Source organism: Chryseobacterium sp. (assembly GCF_022869225.1).
In the GTDB taxonomy this organism is placed as follows: domain Bacteria; phylum Bacteroidota; class Bacteroidia; order Flavobacteriales; family Weeksellaceae; genus Chryseobacterium.
In genome coordinates this window covers 1,529,072-1,547,270 of sequence record NZ_JALIHL010000001.1, presented here as the reverse complement: position 1 = coordinate 1,547,270, position 18,199 = coordinate 1,529,072, and the positions used below count along the sequence as shown (strand labels likewise).

The following is an 18,199-nucleotide window of genomic DNA, read 5'->3' as shown; positions in this document are numbered from 1 at the left end:
AACCATGAAAAAATATATTATCCCCGGATTAATGGCTTTATCATTAATAGCCTGTTCAAAAAAGGAAGAGCCTGCAGCAGCAGCTCAGTCTAAAAAAGGGTTTGAACTGAGTAATACAATGTTGAATTCCATCTCTTTAGCAAAAGTTGAAAAAAAGAATATAGAAGATGAATACAGCTTTTACGGAAAGATCTCTGCCGACAAGAATAGTTATATAGATGTCTATCCGCTTGTAGGAGGGAATGTGATGAGTGTGAACGTGGAATTGGGAGATTACGTGAAAAAAGGGCAGGTACTGGCCACGATCAGAAGTACAGAGCTGGCGGAAATTCAAAAAGATGTCAGTGATGCAAAAACTGATTTGGTCGTTGCTAAAAATAATTTACGGGTTGCCAAAGAACTGTATGAAGGAAAGCTGAATACAGAAAGAGACGTCCTGGAAGCCAGAAGCCAGCTGCAGAAAGCAGAGGACCAACTGCAGAGAGCTGCAGCAGTAAGTACGGTGTATAACGTAAAAACAGGAAATATCTACAGTGTGGTGGCACCCATCAGCGGATATATTGTTCAGAAAAGTATCAATAAGGATATGCAGCTGAGAAGTGACCGGAGTGATAATATCTTTGACGTTGCCAATACGACTAATGTATGGGCAATCATGAATGTCAATGAATCTGATATTGATAAAATCAGCCTGGGAATGAAGGCACAGGTTTCTACCCTTTCTTATCCCGATAAGTTTTTTGACGGTAAAATTGATAAAATATTTAAAATCATTGACCCGCAAACGAATGCGATGCAGGCCAGAGTGGTTCTGGATAATGCGAATGGACTGCTGATCCCGGACAGTAAAGCAACCATAAAAGTTTCCAGTTTAGAGAGCAGCAGTATGTTGACCGTTCCGTCTAAAGCTGTGATTTTTGATGATAATAAGAGCTTTGTTGTGATTTTTAAATCCAGAACAGACGTAAAAATCAGAGAAGTGAAGGTTCAGAAACAGGTAGGTGATATCACGTATATTGCAGACGGCCTCAAGGAAGGGGAGGAAGTGATTACGAACAATCAGCTGCTGATATACCGTTCTTTGAACAGTTAGACCCTATTAAACATTATTTAGCCTTACAGGTTGAATAAGAAATGAACATTTTAATAGGTGTTAAAAAAACATTTTTCTTTCAACGGCTTTTTTAGGTCATCAATTTATCTATCATGAATAAATTCATTAAAAATATAATCGCTTTTTCATTAAAAAATAAAGCATTTACCTTTATCTGGGTAGCCATTTTGGCAATATCCGGTTTTATAAGTTTCAAAAATATGCCTATTGAAGCTTTTCCGGATGTCACCAATACTCAGATCGTAATTATTACCCAATGGAATGGACGGAGTGCAGAAGAAGTAGAACGTTTTGTGACGACGCCCATCGAATTGGCCATGAGCCCGGTTCAGAAGAAAACCAGTGTGAGAAGTACCACGATGTTCGGGCTTTCCATTGTTAAAATTCTGTTTGATGACGGGGTGGATGATACTTTTGCCAGAAATCAGGTCAACAACCAATTAAGAACCATTAGCCTTCCTGATGAGGTAGATCCTGAAGTACAGCCACCCTACGGGCCTACCGGTGAAATTTTCAGATATACACTGGAAAGCAAAACAAAAGATTCGCGAACACTGCTTACCTTACAGAACTGGGTGATTGACCGCGCTTTAAGAGGAGTACCCGGAGTCGCGGATATTAATGTTTTCGGAGGACAGGATAAAGTTTTCGAATTAAGTATTGATCCGAGAGCATTAGATAAATATAACCTGACCCCGCTTCAGGTATATGATGCTGTAACGAAAAGTAACCTGAATGTAGGAGGAGATGTTATTGAAAAAAATGGACAGGCCTATGTGGTAAGGGGAATAGGGTTGGTAAAATCTGTAGCAGATATCGGAAATATTACCATTCAGAATGACAGCGGGAACCCTGTTTTAGTGAAAAATGTGGCGGAAGTCCATGAAAGCTCTATGCCTAGAGTAGGACAGGCGGCACTGAATAACCATGATGATACCGTAGAAGGAATCGTTGTTATGAGAAAAGGGGAGAACCCGAGAGAAGTTTTGGTTGGAGTGAAGGCAAAGATCAAAGAGCTTAATGAAAAGGTCCTTCCAAAAGATGTAAAAATGGTTACCTTCTATGACAGAGACAACCTGATGGACTTCACCACGCACACCGTAATGCATAACCTGATTGAAGGAATTGTCCTGGTAACGGTGATTGTTTTGATCTTTATGGCAGACTGGAGGACAACACTTATTGTCTCTATCATTATTCCTTTATCCCTGTTGTTTGCCTTTTTATGTTTAAAACTGGCAGGAATGAGTGCCAACCTCCTTTCCCTGGGAGCGGTTGACTTCGGGATCATCATTGACGGAGCCGTCGTCATGGTGGAGGGACTCTTTGTAATGCTCGACCACAAAGCACACAAGTACGGGATGGAGAAATTTAATAAACTGGCAAAAGGAGGCTGGATCAAACAGACCGGAACAGGGTTGGGAAAAGCGATCTTCTTCTCCAAGCTGATCATTATCACCTCTCTGATTCCTATCTTCTCATTCCAGAAAGTGGAAGGTAAGATGTTTTCACCTCTGGCCTTTACGCTAGGGTTTGCGCTGATGGGAGCATTGATCTTTACCTTAACTCTTGTACCGGTTCTTTCTCATATTCTTTTAAATAAAAATGTAAGAGAAAAGAATAACCCGTTTGTCAATTTTTGGGACAGGATTGTTTTAAAAGGTTTTAATATAACCTTTAAACATAAAAAAATGAGTATGATTGTAGCGCTCTCATTCCTTGCATTGACCCTGTTTTCAGGAAAATTTCTCGGAACAGAGTTCCTGCCACAGCTGAATGAGGGCTCTTTGTGGATCACTGCAGAAATGCCGATGAGCTCCTCATTAAAAGAATCTCTTAAAACAGCTGAGCTCTTAAAAAAAGATATTATGAGTTTTTCTGAAGTGACGGATGTTCTTGCTCAGACCGGCAGAAGTAATGATGGAACAGACCCTAACGGATTCGGATTTGTACAGTTTGCTGTAAACCTTAAGCCCCGGGAAGAATGGAAACGTAAGATTACTTATGATGAGCTGATCAATGAGATTGATAAAAAGTTGAGAAGCTACCAAGGGATTACCTTCAACTATTCCCAGCCGATTTCCGATAACGTGGCAGAAGCGGTAGCGGGGTTCAAAGCTGAAAATGGAATCAAAATTTATGGGGATAACCTGGAAACCTTAGATAAACTGGCTCATGAGGTTTTAACCAAAATAAAAGATGTGGACGGGGTGAAAGATCCCGGAATTATTAAAAATATAGGCCAGCCGGAAGTAAGTGTAGTATTAGACCGAGATAAAATGGCAGCCTACGGGGTAATGCCTGCGGATGCACAGGCTGTTCTGGAAATGGCTTTTGGAGGAAAAACAGCTTCTGAAATGTTTGATGGAGAGCGGAAGTTTCCGATTCGTCTTCGTTATTCCCAGGAATACAGAACAGATGAAAATGATATTGCCTCTTTGATGGTCCCTACCCAGGACGGAGCAAAAATCCCTTTAAAAGAAATCAGTAATATTGTTAAGGATAATGGAGCGGCCTTTATTTACAGAGATAATATCAAACGATATATCGGAGTGAAATTCTCCATCCGTGACCGGGATTTGGGAAGTACCATTGCAGATGCCCAGAAGAAAGTGGCTACAATAGAGCTCCCGGACGGTTATTCTGTTGGATGGACCGGTCAGTTTGAAAACCAGCAGCGTGCTTCCCACAGATTGGCACAGGTAGTACCGGTGAGTATCCTGATGATTTTCTTTTTGCTGTTTATTCTGTTTGGAAATATCAAGGATTCCCTTTTGGTACTGGCCAATGTACCTTTTGCACTGATTGGAGGTATCATTGCCCTGCATGTTACCGGAATTAATTTCGGGATCTCTGCCGGAGTAGGAATGATAGCCCTTTTGGGAATCTGTATTCAGAATGGGGTTATTCTTATTACGGAGTTTCATCAGAATATTAAAGATGGAATGGATATCGATACCGCGATATTAAGCGGGGTAAAATCCAGAACCAGACCGGTGATTATGACAGCCCTTATGGCCTCTATCGGATTAATGCCGGCTGCTTTGTCTACAGGGATCGGTTCAGAGTCTCAAAAACCTTTAGCGATTGTGATCATTGGCGGTCTTATTACGGCAACCGTGCTTACCCTGCTTATTTTTCCGATTATTTTCTGGATTTTTAACAGAACTAAAAGGTTACAACAAATTTAATCTTGTTTTTTATAACTTAGCCCCGGATGAAATCCGGGGCTAAGTTTTTTTACCCCGGTGGTCCGATATCAAGGAAAATAATTAAATTGACCCTTTAAAATAAAGCATAAACATAAATGATATCTGTAAAAATGCTGCATCCCACATTTACCGTATTGTTAGAAGCCGTTTTTACTGCTTAAAGCCCGTATCGGTAGTTTTTAAAAAATTTACAGATGCTAAAAAACAATATGAAACGCTATAAGAAATCAGTACTCTTACTGTTTGGCTGTTTGGTTATTTTATTACCATTACAGCTGATTTTTAAAATAAATATCGAAGAAACTTATCCTTCTTTCAATTTTCCGGGATTTGCCTCTTTTCCTATCCAAAGCGGAAAATACATCAAACTGACCAAGACGACTTCGCATGTTTTTTTTAAAGATGGATCTGATAGTATTTTATTAAAAAATGATTATCTGGGCGAAAAAATACCGAGAACGATACAGATTACCCTGATGCAAAACTTACTTTTCCCTAAAAAATACCCGGTCTTAGATAGCCGGATTCAGTCTTTGCCTGTTTATAAAAAAGAACTTTACTTATTAAAAAAATCCATTCTTAACAGGAATATTAAGAAAGTAGATGTAAATGAAAGTAAAAATTTTATTCTGGAAAAGCTGAGGGGAAGATTCCCCGGTAAAGAAGTGTCCGGTATGCTGATTATCAATGAAAGCAATGATTTTGATATAACCACAAGAAAAATGGGCACTAAAGCAGTGCAGGACACGGTATTGAGTTTTCGGTTTTAAGTTGATATGATGATGAATAAACTAAAAGAACTTCCCTTCACGAGCTATCATCCCAGTTACGAATTCCTGGCATTTTACCGGATATTCTTCTCTTTGTTCCTTTTATGGGCAGGGGTGGCAGATAACAGCTGGATACATTCTATTCCTAATAGTGCAATGCATCCGCCCATCAGTATGCTGTCTTTTACAGATACTATTCCTTCTGAGGCTTTTTTTGTGATATGCAGATATACGATGTATGCAAGCTTATTACTTATATTGATAGGATTCAGGCCCAGAATATTCTGTATATTGTATATGATTCTCTATGTAACTACCAGTAATTATGCCTATTCCTTTGGAAAGGTGAATCATGATTTTATCTATACGCTCCCTGTTCTGATCATGTCATTTTCACCCTGGAACAGGGTTTATAGTTTCTTTCCGGAGCCTAAAAAAGAAACGGATGAACTGGCAAAGTCATGGCCGGTATTTCTAATGAGCATGATTTTCGGTTTTGGAATGTTTACAGCGGGACTTTCTAAAATTTTAGGAGGCTGGCTCAGTACGGATACACAATATACCCAGATCTTTTTCAACCAATACAGGTATATAATAGGATGGAATGATCTTCTTTCAGATTTTTATGATAAAATCAGTTCGCAGGCGTTTTGGGAATTCCTGGACTATTTTACGGTTATTTTTGAAACGGTTTTTATTGTAGCCTTTTTCAACCCCAGGTTTTTCAGAGGTATGCTTTTGGTAACTGTTTTCTTCCATCTGAATGTACTGTTGATGCTGAATATCTCCTTTATGTATTCAATAGGATTATATGCTCTCTTTATTCCGGCTTATTTGATCCCTGCAACGTTCAGGAATCAGGTGAAAAATGTATTGACTCATCTCTTTAATCCCGGTTATAGGGTAGGAGCAGTCCTATTTGCTGTCTTTTACCTGTTGATTCTGGGAGTGTTTAATACCAACGCTGCAAGTTTTATAATTGATGGTTTTTTCAGCGTTATTGCATTTGGGAAGTACTCCACTGCACTGATTATGCTGGGAGGATCTTTTTTATTGGCATTGTATTTATTGATGAGATCACTTGGAAAAGATACCGTGAGAAATGAATAAAAAGAGCTCCAATAAAGACTGAAATAACCAACTGATACTTTAAATGTATTGGGTTTCAGGCTTTTTCATAAAAGGTTTCAGAAATTTTTTTTCAATCCGGAAAAATGTGTAAATTTGCAGTCTCAATACATTGAAATATAAGGTTTGTACTTCATTGGATGTGAATATTGAAACTTTTTTTAATAAAAAGGTTTTGGTATTTAAAAATTCATTATATTTGCACACCGAAAATTTGAAAAACAATAAATAAATAATTTTAAATCATGGCAAAGGAAACGTTTAATCGTAACAAACCACACTTGAACATTGGTACTATTGGTCACGTTGACCATGGTAAAACTACTCTTACTGCTGCTATCAGTAGCGTATTAGCTAACAAGGGTCTTGCTGAGAAAAAAGATTTCTCTTCTATTGACTCTGCTCCAGAAGAAAAAGAAAGAGGTATCACTATTAATACAGCTCACATCGAGTACGAAACTGAAAACAGACACTATGCACACGTTGACTGTCCAGGTCACGCCGACTATGTTAAGAACATGGTAACTGGTGCTGCTCAGATGGATGGAGCGATCTTAGTATGTGCTGCAACTGATGGACCAATGCCTCAAACTAGAGAGCACATCCTACTTTGCCGTCAGGTAAACGTACCAAGAATCGTTGTTTTCATGAACAAAGTTGACATGGTGGATGATGCTGAGCTTTTAGAGCTTGTTGAACTTGAACTTAGAGATTTATTATCTACTTACGAATATGACGGAGATAACTCTCCAGTAATCCAAGGATCTGCTCTTGGTGCTCTTAACGGAGACGAGAAGTGGGTTAAGACTGTTGAAGAATTGATGGATGCAGTTGATACTTGGATCGAGCAGCCTGTTAGAGATCAGGATAAACCATTCTTGATGCCAATCGAAGACGTATTCTCTATTACAGGTAGAGGTACTGTAGCAACTGGTAGAATCGAGGCTGGTGTTATCAACACTGGTGATCCAGTTGATATCGTAGGTATGGGTGATGAGAAATTAACTTCTACTATTACAGGGGTTGAGATGTTCAGAAAAATCCTAGACAGAGGTGAAGCTGGTGATAATGTAGGTCTATTGTTGAGAGGTATTGAAAAAACTGACATCAAGAGAGGTATGGTTATCGCTAAGAAAGATTCAGTTAAGCCACACAAAAAATTCAAAGCTGAGGTTTATATCCTTTCTAAAGAAGAAGGTGGACGTCACACTCCATTCCACAACAAATACCGTCCTCAGTTCTACGTAAGAACTACTGACGTTACAGGTGAAATCTTCTTACCAGAAGGTGTAGAAATGGTAATGCCTGGTGATAACTTAACAATCACTGTTGAATTGTTACAACCAATCGCTCTTAACGAGGGTCTTAGATTCGCGATCAGAGAAGGTGGTAGAACAGTAGGTGCTGGTCAGGTTACTGAAATCATCGACTAATCCATCTTAAACAATATAAAAGCTTCCGTAAGGAACTTCTTTACGGAGCTTTTTTTAACTACGGGCATCGTCCAATGGTAGGATACCGGTCTCCAAAACCGTTGATCAGGGTTCGAATCCTTGTGCCCGTGCAAATATAAATTATGAGTTCATTTGTCGATTTTTTAAAAGGTTCTTATAACGAATTCAGACATAAAGTTGAATGGCCAAAATGGGCTGACCTTCAGTCTTCTACTATTGTAGTGACTATTGCGACCGTTATTCTGGCGTTGTTTACTTTTGGAGTTGATGAATTGTTTTCAAAAGCAATCAGCAACATCATAGGAATGCTAATCAACTTGTTCAATTAATTAAAAAGTATTTTCCATAATGAGCGAATTGAAATGGTATGTGCTGAAAGCTATCAGCGGACAGGAAAATAAAGTGAAAAACTATATTGAGACAGAAATCAAACGTTTAGGGTTTGAGCAGTATGTTACTCAAGTGGTTATTCCTATGGAAAAGGTTATTCAGATTAGAAACGGAAAAAAAGTTCCTAAAGAAAAACCTTACTACCCTGGCTATTTGATGATTGAGGCTGACCTGATGGGAGAAATTCCTCACGTTATCAAAAACATTCCTGGAGTTATATCTTTCCTGAGCTTAACAAAAGGAGGTGATCCTGTTCCGATGAGAAAATCTGAAGTGAACAGAATGCTTGGAAGAATGGATGAACTTTCAGAATTTGCAAGCGATGTTGAAATTCCATATGTAGTAGGTGAAAATGTTAAAGTAATTGACGGACCTTTCAATGGATTCAATGGTACTGTTGAGAAAATTCTTGAAGACAAAAAGAAAATTGAAGTTTCTGTATTGATCTTCGGTAGAAAAACTCCAATGGAGCTAAGCTATATGCAAGTAGAAAAAGTATAATAAATACGATAAAAATATAAAAAGACTGCCTTAGAGCAGTCTTTTTTTGTTTGCTGGCCTTAATTAAAATATCGTTAACGATACGAAACCTGATTGTGATATTTAAGTTCGTTTAAGTTCATTGCTGCTGGCGTATGTACTCTGTCAATAGCATACCTTTTCCTGAATGCTTCTATATGAAGCTATACCTTGCATGTGTTTATCACTTTAATGTGATAAACAATGCTTTTATGATGAGTAAAAGTCTTTCCCTTCATGATTTCATGGGTATATGGCATGCTTATTGCAACTTACGAATCGAATAATCCATAAAATTTTATGTTTTCTTTTTTGGTACACTGTATAACAGGAGTATCATACTTCTGTGTTTATACCGGTATCAAATAGAAAAATTAAAATATAGATGGGAGAACTTCTAAAATAAACACACATACTTCAATGACTAAAATTACTTCAATGATCATTTTGACAGGTGCTTCATTATTTGCAAGTGCGCAGGTTGGTATCAACACTGTAACGCCTGAAAAAGAATTAACAGTGAACGGAACCATGAAAACATCCGGGATTGTTTTCAAAAAACCGATGGAAAAACTAGGCGCTGATGAAAACTATACTTTTATCATCAAATCTCCTGCTCCGGAAAACAAAATTACAGCCTATAACGATACTTTTGTTCCCAACTCTCCGGCCCCAATCAATATTATTCAGTTTAAAATCACCTGTGATCCTTCTGATAAAGACTGGGTCAATCAATTTGATACCAAGATCAATTCTAAGAAATTCCTTGTGGTCATTTCTTCTTTTGGATTTACACAACCTACCAGAACGTATTCTGCAGATTGGCTGACTCCGGTTCCTCAGATATTTGCCTATTCCTCTGGAGGAACATGGAAACTGAAAGCCGATTATCAGGGATTCTCTCCGGATGCTTCTTTACCTACGGGAGTATGGACCCTGAATTTGCTGGTCTACGACAGATCCTATGCTAAAGAATTCAATACAACCCAAGATCTTAGAGCTTCTACAACCGGTGCAGCAGCAGCTCCGTTAATTAAATAAAAAACAATACATAATGAAAGAAATTATCGCAATAGCCTTTGTCGCTTTTGCCTCTTTTGGCATGAAAGGGCAGGTTGGAATTAATACAGCTAATCCTAAGGGTACTTTAGATGTGGAAGGAGAAACGTTGGTTGAATCCTATTTGATAGATACTGAAAATATAGCTGCGAAAGGAAATTATCTTCTGCTTACCCGTTCAAAAGATACCTCACCTGTGGGTAAAGTGAAAATGCTGGATATTTCACTTAGAAATGTAGCTCCTGTCAATATGTATAATGTGGTATTGAAAAATGTGAAACAGGATGAAGTGGTCAGTTTAAATACAGGATTAGATGCCAATAAATATGTGGTAGCGATTACCGGTGCTGTTTTTACCGTTGCCGTATCCGCTGCCAATACAAGTACTAATCCCAAATCTTATGGTTCTTATTCTACAGAAGTAACTCAAATAGCAAAAGGCGGGAAGAATTATCATGCTGTCAATTTAAGTTTTAAAGGGGCCGGTACTGTTTCTTCATCCAATGGAACCTGGACTCTTACTCTGAATGTATTCGAAAAATCATTGGTTAAAGATTGGGGAACATTTAATGGTTCAGTTTCAGCTTCAGCCTCACCCGCTTATTCAGGAGTTTCAACTAATACGCCGTTAGGGCTTCAATAAAATAATATGAGAAGAAAAATTTATATTACAATAATGATGGGGCTGGGAATATTTTTAAATGCCCAGACCGGTAGAGTAGGAATCAAAACCGATAAACCTACAGAGACTTTGGATGTCAATGGGAAATCTTATACAGATGCTTTGTATCTTAGAAATCCTGGTGAACCTACAATGACAGGAGGAAGTTTTCTGGCTACCTCTGAAAACGGCCTTCAGCTGTATGATCCTTCTTTGGAGAGCAGCGGGTTATTCAATTATATTAAAATTTCGCTCACCGGGGTATCCGGAATGGGAATTACCGACTATAACACAAAAATAGATGCTAATAATTTTCTTGTTGTTCTTCATAACTATTCATTCAAGCTGAATGACGGGACTACTAGTGTGATGCTGGATTACGGCGATAACGGGATCAATGATAATAAACAGGGATCACCGGATGTGACAGCTTTTAAAAGTAATGGTACATGGCACATCAAAGCGAGGTTTACAGACAGCAGAGTTATTGCCACCAATACAAGCACGCCCTCCAGAGTGTACAATAATTTTACGGTAGATCTTTATTTGATGGCTTATAAAAGGCTGATTACAAAACAAAATATCAGTGATGTGAATGCTGATCTTAGCGGAACAAACGGCTCTGCACAAACGATTAATAAACCATCTGGTTTTTAGAAATCCTATCTTACAATAAAAAGATCATTTGATATCAAATGATCTTTTTATTGGCAAACTCACTTGCTTTGGATTGTAATTTCATACTTTGGAAGCTTAATTTTTGAGAGGAATCCCATGCTGTTATTTCTTTTCTTTTTTTAAAGGTGTTTTTACCATCTGAATAGATTGAGAAAAAAGAGGTGACCAGAAAAAATAATTAAACTTTTTAAAAATCAGCAATATCCGTTTGCTATTTCAAAAATATTTTATACTTTTGCAATCCGAAAAGTAGGTTAATTGTTATGTGAGTGCATAACCTGCTGAATAATAAATGCTTCCAAACTCATTAATTATTCAAACTAAAAAAATTAAAATGGCTAAGAAAGTCTTTAAAATGGTAAAGCTTCAGGTGAAAGGTGGCGCAGCTAACCCTTCTCCACCAGTAGGTCCAGCTTTGGGTTCTGCAGGTGTGAACATCATGGAGTTTTGTAAGCAATTTAACGGAAGAACCCAAGACAAGCCAGGGCAAGTTTTACCTGTAGTAATTACAGTATACGAAGACAAATCTTTTGAATTCGTTATTAAAACTCCACCTGCAGCGATCCAGTTGATGGATGCCGCTAAAATCAAAGGAGGTTCCGGAGAACCAAACAGAAACAAAGTAGGTTCTGTATCTTGGGATCAGGTAAAGAAAATCGCTGAAGACAAAATGGCAGACCTTAACTGCTTTACAATGGATTCTGCTCTTTCTATGGTTGCAGGTACTGCTAGATCTATGGGATTGAGAGTAACAGGAACTAAACCAACTAACGCTTAAAACTTAGAGAAATGGCAAAATTAACAAAAAAGCAAAAGGAAGCTTTAAGCAAAGTAGAAAAAGGAAGAATCTATAACCTTGAAGAAGGTTCAGCTCTTGTAAAAGAAGTGAACACAACAAAGTTTGATGCTTCTGTAGATATCGCTGTAAGATTGGGTGTAGATCCAAGAAAAGCAAACCAAATGGTAAGAGGTGTAGTATCTCTTCCTCACGGAACTGGTAAAGATGTTAAAGTATTAGCTCTTGTAACACCAGATAAAGAAGCTGAAGCTAAAGAAGCTGGAGCTGACTATGTAGGTCTTGACGAATATTTACAAAAAATCAAAGACGGTTGGACTGATGTTGACGTTATCGTTACTATGCCGGCTGTTATGGGTAAATTAGGTCCATTAGGTAGAGTATTAGGTCCAAGAGGTTTAATGCCAAACCCTAAATCAGGAACTGTAACCATGGAAATTGGTAAAGCAGTAACTGAAGTAAAAGCAGGTAAAATTGACTTCAAAGTAGATAAGTATGGTATCATCCATGCTGGTATCGGTAAAGTATCTTTCGATGCTGCTAAGATTAAAGAAAATGCTCAGGAATTAATCCAGACATTGGTCAAAATGAAGCCGACTGCTGCTAAGGGAACTTATGTGAAAAGCATCTACTTGTCTTCTACCATGAGTCCAGGTATTGCAATCGATACTAAATCTGTTAACTAATACTAAATCCTTAAACAATGACAAAAGACCAAAAAGTTGTAGCAATACAAGAGATCAAAGATTTGCTTCAGGATGCAAAAGTAGTATACGTAGCAGATCTAGAAGGATTGAATGCTGCTAAATCTTCTGACTTCAGAAGACAGGCTTTCAAACAAAATATCAAAGTAAAAGTGGTAAAAAATACACTTTTACAAAAAGCAATGGAACAGATCGAAGGAGTAGATTACTCTGAGATGTTCCCTTCCTTCAAAGGAAACTCAGCATTAATGATTGCTGAAACAGCAAATGCTCCTGCGAAATTAATCCAAGGGTTCAGAAAGAAAGAAGAGAAGCCGGCTTTAAAGTCTGCTTACCTTCAGGAAACTTTCTATGTTGGTGACAATAACCTAGACGCGTTGGCTAACATCAAGTCTAGAGAAGAAATGATCGGTGAAATCATCGGATTACTTCAGTCTCCAATCCAAAGAGTTGTTTCTGCTCTTCAAAACAAATCTGAAACGGTAGAAGCTAAAGCTGAAGAAGCTGCTCCTGCTGTAGAAGAAACACCTGCTGAAGCTCCTGAAGCTGCTGCAGAAAGCACTGAAGAAACAAGTGCTGAATAATTATACTCAAAAAATTAAATAAATAATCAACAAAAACATTACAACAATGTCAGATTTAAAAAATTTAGCTGAAAAGCTAGTAAACCTAACAGTAAAAGACGTAAACGAATTAGCTATTATCCTTAAGGATGAGCACGGAATTGAGCCAGCTGCTGCTGCTGTAGTAGTTGCAGGTGGAGCTGCTGAAGCTGCTGAAGAAAAAACTGAATTCGACGTAATTCTTAAGTCTGCAGGTGCTTCTAAATTAGCTATCGTTAAATTAGTAAAAGATTTAACTGGTGCTGGTCTTAAAGAAGCTAAAGATATCGTAGATGGTGCTCCTGCTCCAATCAAAACTGGTATCTCTAAAGACGAAGCTGAAGCTCTTAAGAAGCAATTAGAAGAAGCTGGTGCTGAAGTAGAATTGAAATAATCAATTTTATGATAAAAATAGAAGCCCGGGCAATTTGCCCGGGCTTTTTTTGCTATAGCCTCCTGTAAATCATGTATTTAATTTTTAAAAGTATTTGATTATTAGTGTTTGATATTTTTCAATATCTAATTATGATTGATTATTTTGTAATTTATACTGTTGTTTTTTAACTGATAATTGCTTATTATTTGTTTTTAGTAAATTTTTATCATTAAAATGTTGTTTTTATTGAAAAGGTGTTATATTTGCATTGAAAAACACACAAATAAATTGGATAAAAATTATTTTTTTTCCTATGGCTATACAGTAAGCACTGCTTTCCTGGTAGTGATGCCGGCTGTAGGAAATATAAACGTTAGGTTTATAGCAGCTTTAAGCGGGCCTGAAAAGAGAGCACGCCTGAATATAAGGAACAACAATCCACAGAATCTCGTGGATCATTCTGTTTGCAGTGGGGCTGAGGGTACAGCAACCCTGGCAATTGTAAAAAACACGTTTGACGGTTATGAAAGAATTGATTATGGAATTAAACCTTTCAATTCATCTGGCAAAATTCTATATAACCATTCTTCAATTGCTGGAAATGGCTATTTACCTATGCTGTCCCGGAAAGATCTACAAATAGAAAACATCTTACATAATATACATTCGGATTCGATTGATAATCCCTATATTTTAGATCTGTCTGAAAAATTCACGATTTTTTACAAAGACTTTCAAACTGGTCGGTGGATTTAAGTGTATTAAAATCTTTGACCAATTAACCAACGATTAATCTTCTCAATTTTCCAATATTCTTTAGCGGTATACCATAGTTTTTGTGATACTTCAAAATAAAAAGCTAATGAATATATTCGAAATCTTCAAAAAAACAACAAAATATCATTTCAAATGAAAAACAAATTATTTACTCTCTCACTTTTATTTTCAGGGTGTCTCATAGATGCACAGGTCGGGATTAATACCAGCTCGCCAGATGGAACCTTAGACGTAGTAGGTTTTCCTGCAATTGTAAACAAGCTGGACGGCATCATTGCTCCAAGACTTACTGAAACCGAACTGAACAAAAAAACATATACGGCAGCTCAAACAGGTGCTTTGGTATATGTTACGTTAGCAGACATCGCACCAACGGGTCAGACTGTAAGTGTTACGGCTCCTGGTTATTACTATTTTGATGGAAACCAATGGCAAAAGCAGACAGGTAACGACTGGCATGTCACAGGAAATGCAGTTGGTGAGATCTTAACCAGACCGGAAACTTTAGGGGCTGCACCGGTCTCTGATAATTACCTGGGGCCTATAGGGGCTGCTGATCTGGTAATGATAAGTGCTGATAAGGTACATGCTGTTCTTGATACTTCAGGAGCACTTGCAGGAGGAGGTGAAGGCACTTCTACTCTTTCATGGGGAAATTCAAATATTATTAATAATACTTCAAATAATATTGCGCTAGGAACTGGTAATACTGCAAATGCTTCATCGGCTAATTTTCCGGCAGTCGCCATAGGATCTGCTAATAATGTAGCAGGTGGAGGTAAGGCTTTTGGTGTTGGAAATTCAACCTTGTTGACCAATAATTTTGCTTTTGGAGCTAATAATAAAACTGGAGCATCAATAGCTGTAGGGGTAGGGTATGGAAACGATGCTTTAACTGGAGGATTTGCTTTTGGAGCAACCAATAAGGTTACATTGAATGGATTTGCATTCGGTAGTAACAATGAGGTAACTGCAACCCGTGGTGTGGCTATTGGAATTGGAGGAAAAGCTACTGGTGACCAGTCAGTATACGCCAATACAACTCATGCTTTTTTAAACCAGAGCAATACAGCAGGTGCAATTGTGGGGATTAATATGATCCCAACTGCTAGTCGTTTAACAGGTGCGGCTATACAATTGAACGGCATTGCGCCTTCCGGAGCAGGAACTAATGATTGTACAGCAAATGAAGAAGGAGCCATTAGATACAATTCAACGCTTAAAGTACATGAAGGCTGTAATGGTAACGGGGTCTGGAAAGCTTTATACTAAAAATAAACACAATCTTACAAAAAAATAAAAAAAATGATAAAAAAATTATTCGAGAAACTTACAGCTGTGCTTCTGATGCTGGTTATGTCTGCATCTGCTTTTGCACAGAAGGGTTATGAACCTATCCGTGGGATGGGAGTAGAGGCAAAACCTGTAAATAATTCAGGGATTTGCTTAGGATGTTATAACGGAAGTATGACTCCGGTGATAGATGCAAATCTTGACAATAGTGTGAGTATGGGGAACTTTACTTCTCTTTTAAGTGGAAACGGTATTTCTGTAAAAAATACAAATACTTCTTATCCGGCAGGGTATATTACCGGATTTAATGTAGACTTGGGAACAAGTTTTATTACAATCGATCTGTTGAGTTCACTGAGAATTAGTACCTATAAAAATGGTGTTCTTCAGGAAACCAGTACCAGCAGTACATTATTATCCGTACCTGCATTCGGGGGTTCTAAAAACAGAATTTTCCTTCATTTTAAAACGACAAAAGAATTTAATGAGGTAAGATTATACCAGACCAATGCATTGTCTGCATTCAGTGCCATGAATGTATATTATGCATTTGCATTTGATCCAGCTAAGATACCGGTTGACAATAACGGGATCTGTGATGATATTATTGCAGGAAGCGGCGTGGATGGTAACGTATCAGGAAGCAGCAGTTTCCTTGCACCGCTTTCTTATGTTATAGACAGGGAAAAAATTGGTGACGGAGATAAGAGCTCCTATGGTTCTATTGTATTGCCTGTCGGTTTGTTAGGATCTTATTCCGTTGGGGTATTAGATAAAAATCAGACGTATCCGGCGGGTAACAGAGCAGGATTTGTCATTGAACCGGATGATCAGGGCAAACTGCTGAGTGCCGAGTTTTTAAAGAATATTACTATTGAAACCTATCTATTCGGCCAGTTGCAGGACACTAAAAACTTAAGCGATGGAGGAGGACTTATTAATATTAAAGTGCTTAGCTATGGATCAGGAAAACAGAAAGTAACGTTAACAACTACGAAACCATTTAATGAAATCAGATTAAAGGTAACTCAAACGCTTGGATTTAATTTAGGAAGTTTAAAAGTATATTATGCTTTCGAAGAACCTCAGAGCTGTGACTGTAATGAATATATTCAGACCTCCGGATCCTCAAGATTAGGGGATATTGTCACGGGAAGTTCCTGGACAGGAGCTTTTGGGGGGCTTTTTTTCCTTAAAGCATCTTTATCAAATCCATATAATGTTACAGATACGAATCAAAGTAACTATGCGACAATCACGATGCCTTTGATATCATTTTTTACCGGTGCAAGATTGACGGTAAAAAGTAATACAGGGCTATATCCTGCTAATACCTTTGGAGGGTTTACATTAGCGAAAACGGCAAGTGTCATTTCAATAGATATTTTAAAATCGATCAGTGTTATTTTCTATAACGGTTCAACAGAAACCGAAAGGAAAACAGGAGGACAGCTTTTAAGCGGTGATTTCTTTGTGACTGCTTCAAACAGATTTTATTTAGGGTTTAAGTCTACCAAACCTTTTGACAGAATGAAAATTGAAGTAAGTAATCCGCTAGGTGCAGGGCTGCTTCAGTCCTATATGATTTATAATGCGTTTGTCCAGTTAGATGATGACGGGGACGGAGTTCCGAATTGTAATGACAAATGCCCTAACGGTAATGATAATATAGATAATAACGGAAACGGTATCCCGGATTGTGCGGAAGGATGTACTTCAGTAAATGATAAATCGCCGACATTGGATACAGATGGTGATGGTATTATGGATGCTTGTGATTTTGATTCCGATAATGATGGTATTCCTGATTCTATGGAAGATCTTAATACAAATAACAAATTTGAAGATGATGATACGGAAGGCGTGTTAGGTCCTGTAGAAGTATTAGGAGATGGAGTGTCCAGTTATCTGGATCTAGACTCTGACAATGATGGTATTCTGGATCTATTTGAATCTGGCATTCCGACGTCAGTAATCAATCAGATTGATACGGATCGTAATGGCATTATTGATAGTGGTATTGAAGTAGGTAAAAATGGCCTGGCTGACATACTTGAAACTTATCCTGATTCAGGAACCCTGAAATATCCTCTTAAAAATACAGATGGAGATGAAAGACCTGATTTTATTGATCTCGATTCCAATGGTTCTGATTTTGACTTATATGCTATTGGAAAAGCTAATTTAGATGATTTAGGAACTGGATTTATCTCCAGGATTGATGATAAAGATAAAGATGGTATTCAGGCTGTTGTAGATACTGATCTTGTAAAAAGAGGTGCTCCAAACTCTCCACTTTCACCATATGCAGCATTTGCTAAGAATGGGTCAATGATTGCTGCAAAAATTACAGGAGCTTCAGAAATTGCTAATGTTGCAAACGATATTAAAGTATATCCTAACCCTGTTAAAGCGGGAGAAAACCTTAATATAAGATCTTCAGAGGAAGGAACTTATACGATCTTCTCAGCTCAGGGACAATTGGTAAAATCCGAAAAGTTCACAAGAGGTGCGGAAATCAATACCTCTTCACTTCCGGCAGGATTGTATGTAATTAAAATTGAAACCAAATCAACGGTAAAATCTTATAAGGTTATTGTGAAATAAATAATCAGATTATTTAGTGTTAAATGGACTGCTCGTTTTCGGGCAGTCCATTTTATTTT

At 37.8% G+C, this 18,199-nt stretch carries 17 protein-coding genes and 1 tRNA gene; all 18 read left to right on the top strand.

What is annotated here, in order from left to right; translation table 11 throughout:
- The first annotated feature begins 4 nt into the window (after positions 1–4).
- The 18 genes from MUW56_RS07215 to MUW56_RS07130 all read left to right on the top strand — a co-directional run bounded on the left by MUW56_RS07215 (position 5) and on the right by MUW56_RS07130 (position 18,140).
- Positions 5–1,093 carry an efflux RND transporter periplasmic adaptor subunit gene (locus MUW56_RS07215; RefSeq protein ID WP_292012560.1) on the top strand — a complete coding sequence of 363 codons (1,089 nt, stop codon included), beginning with the start codon at positions 5–7 and terminating at the stop codon, positions 1,091–1,093.
- 113 nt (positions 1,094–1,206) lie between these two features.
- A complete protein-coding gene (locus MUW56_RS07210) occupies positions 1,207–4,305 on the top strand; it encodes a CusA/CzcA family heavy metal efflux RND transporter (RefSeq protein ID WP_292012559.1) in 3,099 nt (1,032 codons plus the stop codon).
- A gap of 215 nt (positions 4,306–4,520) precedes the next feature.
- Positions 4,521–5,096 carry a hypothetical protein gene (locus tag MUW56_RS07205; RefSeq protein ID WP_292012558.1) on the top strand — a complete coding sequence of 192 codons (576 nt, stop codon included), beginning with the start codon at positions 4,521–4,523 and terminating at the stop codon, positions 5,094–5,096.
- 9 nt (positions 5,097–5,105) lie between these two features.
- Positions 5,106–6,206 carry a hypothetical protein gene (locus MUW56_RS07200; protein ID WP_292012557.1) on the top strand — a complete coding sequence of 367 codons (1,101 nt, stop codon included), beginning with the start codon at positions 5,106–5,108 and terminating at the stop codon, positions 6,204–6,206.
- A 263-nt stretch (positions 6,207–6,469) separates the two neighbouring features.
- Positions 6,470–7,657, top strand: a complete 1,188-nt coding sequence (gene tuf, locus MUW56_RS07195) for an elongation factor Tu (RefSeq protein WP_114819435.1) — start codon at positions 6,470–6,472, stop codon at positions 7,655–7,657.
- Positions 7,658–7,717: 60 nt separating this feature from the next.
- Positions 7,718–7,788, top strand: a tRNA-Trp gene (locus MUW56_RS07190).
- A 12-nt stretch (positions 7,789–7,800) separates the two neighbouring features.
- On the top strand, positions 7,801–8,007 hold the full coding sequence (gene secE / locus MUW56_RS07185; protein ID WP_002976410.1) for a preprotein translocase subunit SecE: 207 nt from the start codon (positions 7,801–7,803) through the stop codon (positions 8,005–8,007).
- Between the two features lie 19 nt (positions 8,008–8,026).
- Entirely contained in the window at positions 8,027–8,569 is a 543-nt protein-coding gene (gene nusG / locus MUW56_RS07180) for a transcription termination/antitermination protein NusG (RefSeq protein WP_115928564.1), read from the top strand.
- A gap of 456 nt (positions 8,570–9,025) precedes the next feature.
- Positions 9,026–9,628: a hypothetical protein gene (locus tag MUW56_RS07175; protein WP_292012556.1), complete on the top strand. Its 603-nt coding sequence runs from the start codon at positions 9,026–9,028 to the stop codon at positions 9,626–9,628.
- Between the two features lie 13 nt (positions 9,629–9,641).
- On the top strand, positions 9,642–10,289 hold the full coding sequence (locus MUW56_RS07170) for a hypothetical protein (protein ID WP_292012555.1): 648 nt from the start codon (positions 9,642–9,644) through the stop codon (positions 10,287–10,289).
- A gap of 6 nt (positions 10,290–10,295) precedes the next feature.
- On the top strand, positions 10,296–10,964 hold the full coding sequence (locus MUW56_RS07165; protein WP_292012554.1) for a hypothetical protein: 669 nt from the start codon (positions 10,296–10,298) through the stop codon (positions 10,962–10,964).
- Between the two features lie 355 nt (positions 10,965–11,319).
- Positions 11,320–11,763, top strand: coding sequence for a 50S ribosomal protein L11 (rplK, locus tag MUW56_RS07160; protein WP_089796334.1), 444 nt, complete (start codon positions 11,320–11,322; stop codon positions 11,761–11,763).
- 11 nt (positions 11,764–11,774) lie between these two features.
- The gene (rplA, locus tag MUW56_RS07155; protein ID WP_047493574.1) at positions 11,775–12,467 is read left to right on the top strand and encodes a 50S ribosomal protein L1; all 693 of its coding nucleotides are present in this window, start codon (positions 11,775–11,777) and stop codon (positions 12,465–12,467) included.
- A 17-nt stretch (positions 12,468–12,484) separates the two neighbouring features.
- Positions 12,485–13,069 carry a 50S ribosomal protein L10 gene (gene rplJ, locus MUW56_RS07150; RefSeq protein ID WP_292012553.1) on the top strand — a complete coding sequence of 195 codons (585 nt, stop codon included), beginning with the start codon at positions 12,485–12,487 and terminating at the stop codon, positions 13,067–13,069.
- Between the two features lie 46 nt (positions 13,070–13,115).
- A complete protein-coding gene (gene rplL, locus MUW56_RS07145) occupies positions 13,116–13,481 on the top strand; it encodes a 50S ribosomal protein L7/L12 (protein ID WP_292012552.1) in 366 nt (121 codons plus the stop codon).
- Between the two features lie 270 nt (positions 13,482–13,751).
- Complete coding sequence (locus MUW56_RS07140; RefSeq protein WP_292012551.1) at positions 13,752–14,219, top strand: hypothetical protein; 468 nt, start codon at positions 13,752–13,754, stop codon at positions 14,217–14,219.
- Positions 14,220–14,372: 153 nt separating this feature from the next.
- The gene (locus MUW56_RS07135; RefSeq protein ID WP_292012550.1) at positions 14,373–15,512 is read left to right on the top strand and encodes a hypothetical protein; all 1,140 of its coding nucleotides are present in this window, start codon (positions 14,373–14,375) and stop codon (positions 15,510–15,512) included.
- A gap of 33 nt (positions 15,513–15,545) precedes the next feature.
- Complete coding sequence (locus MUW56_RS07130) at positions 15,546–18,140, top strand: T9SS type A sorting domain-containing protein (protein ID WP_292012549.1); 2,595 nt, start codon at positions 15,546–15,548, stop codon at positions 18,138–18,140.
- The last annotated feature ends 59 nt before the right edge of the window (positions 18,141–18,199 follow it).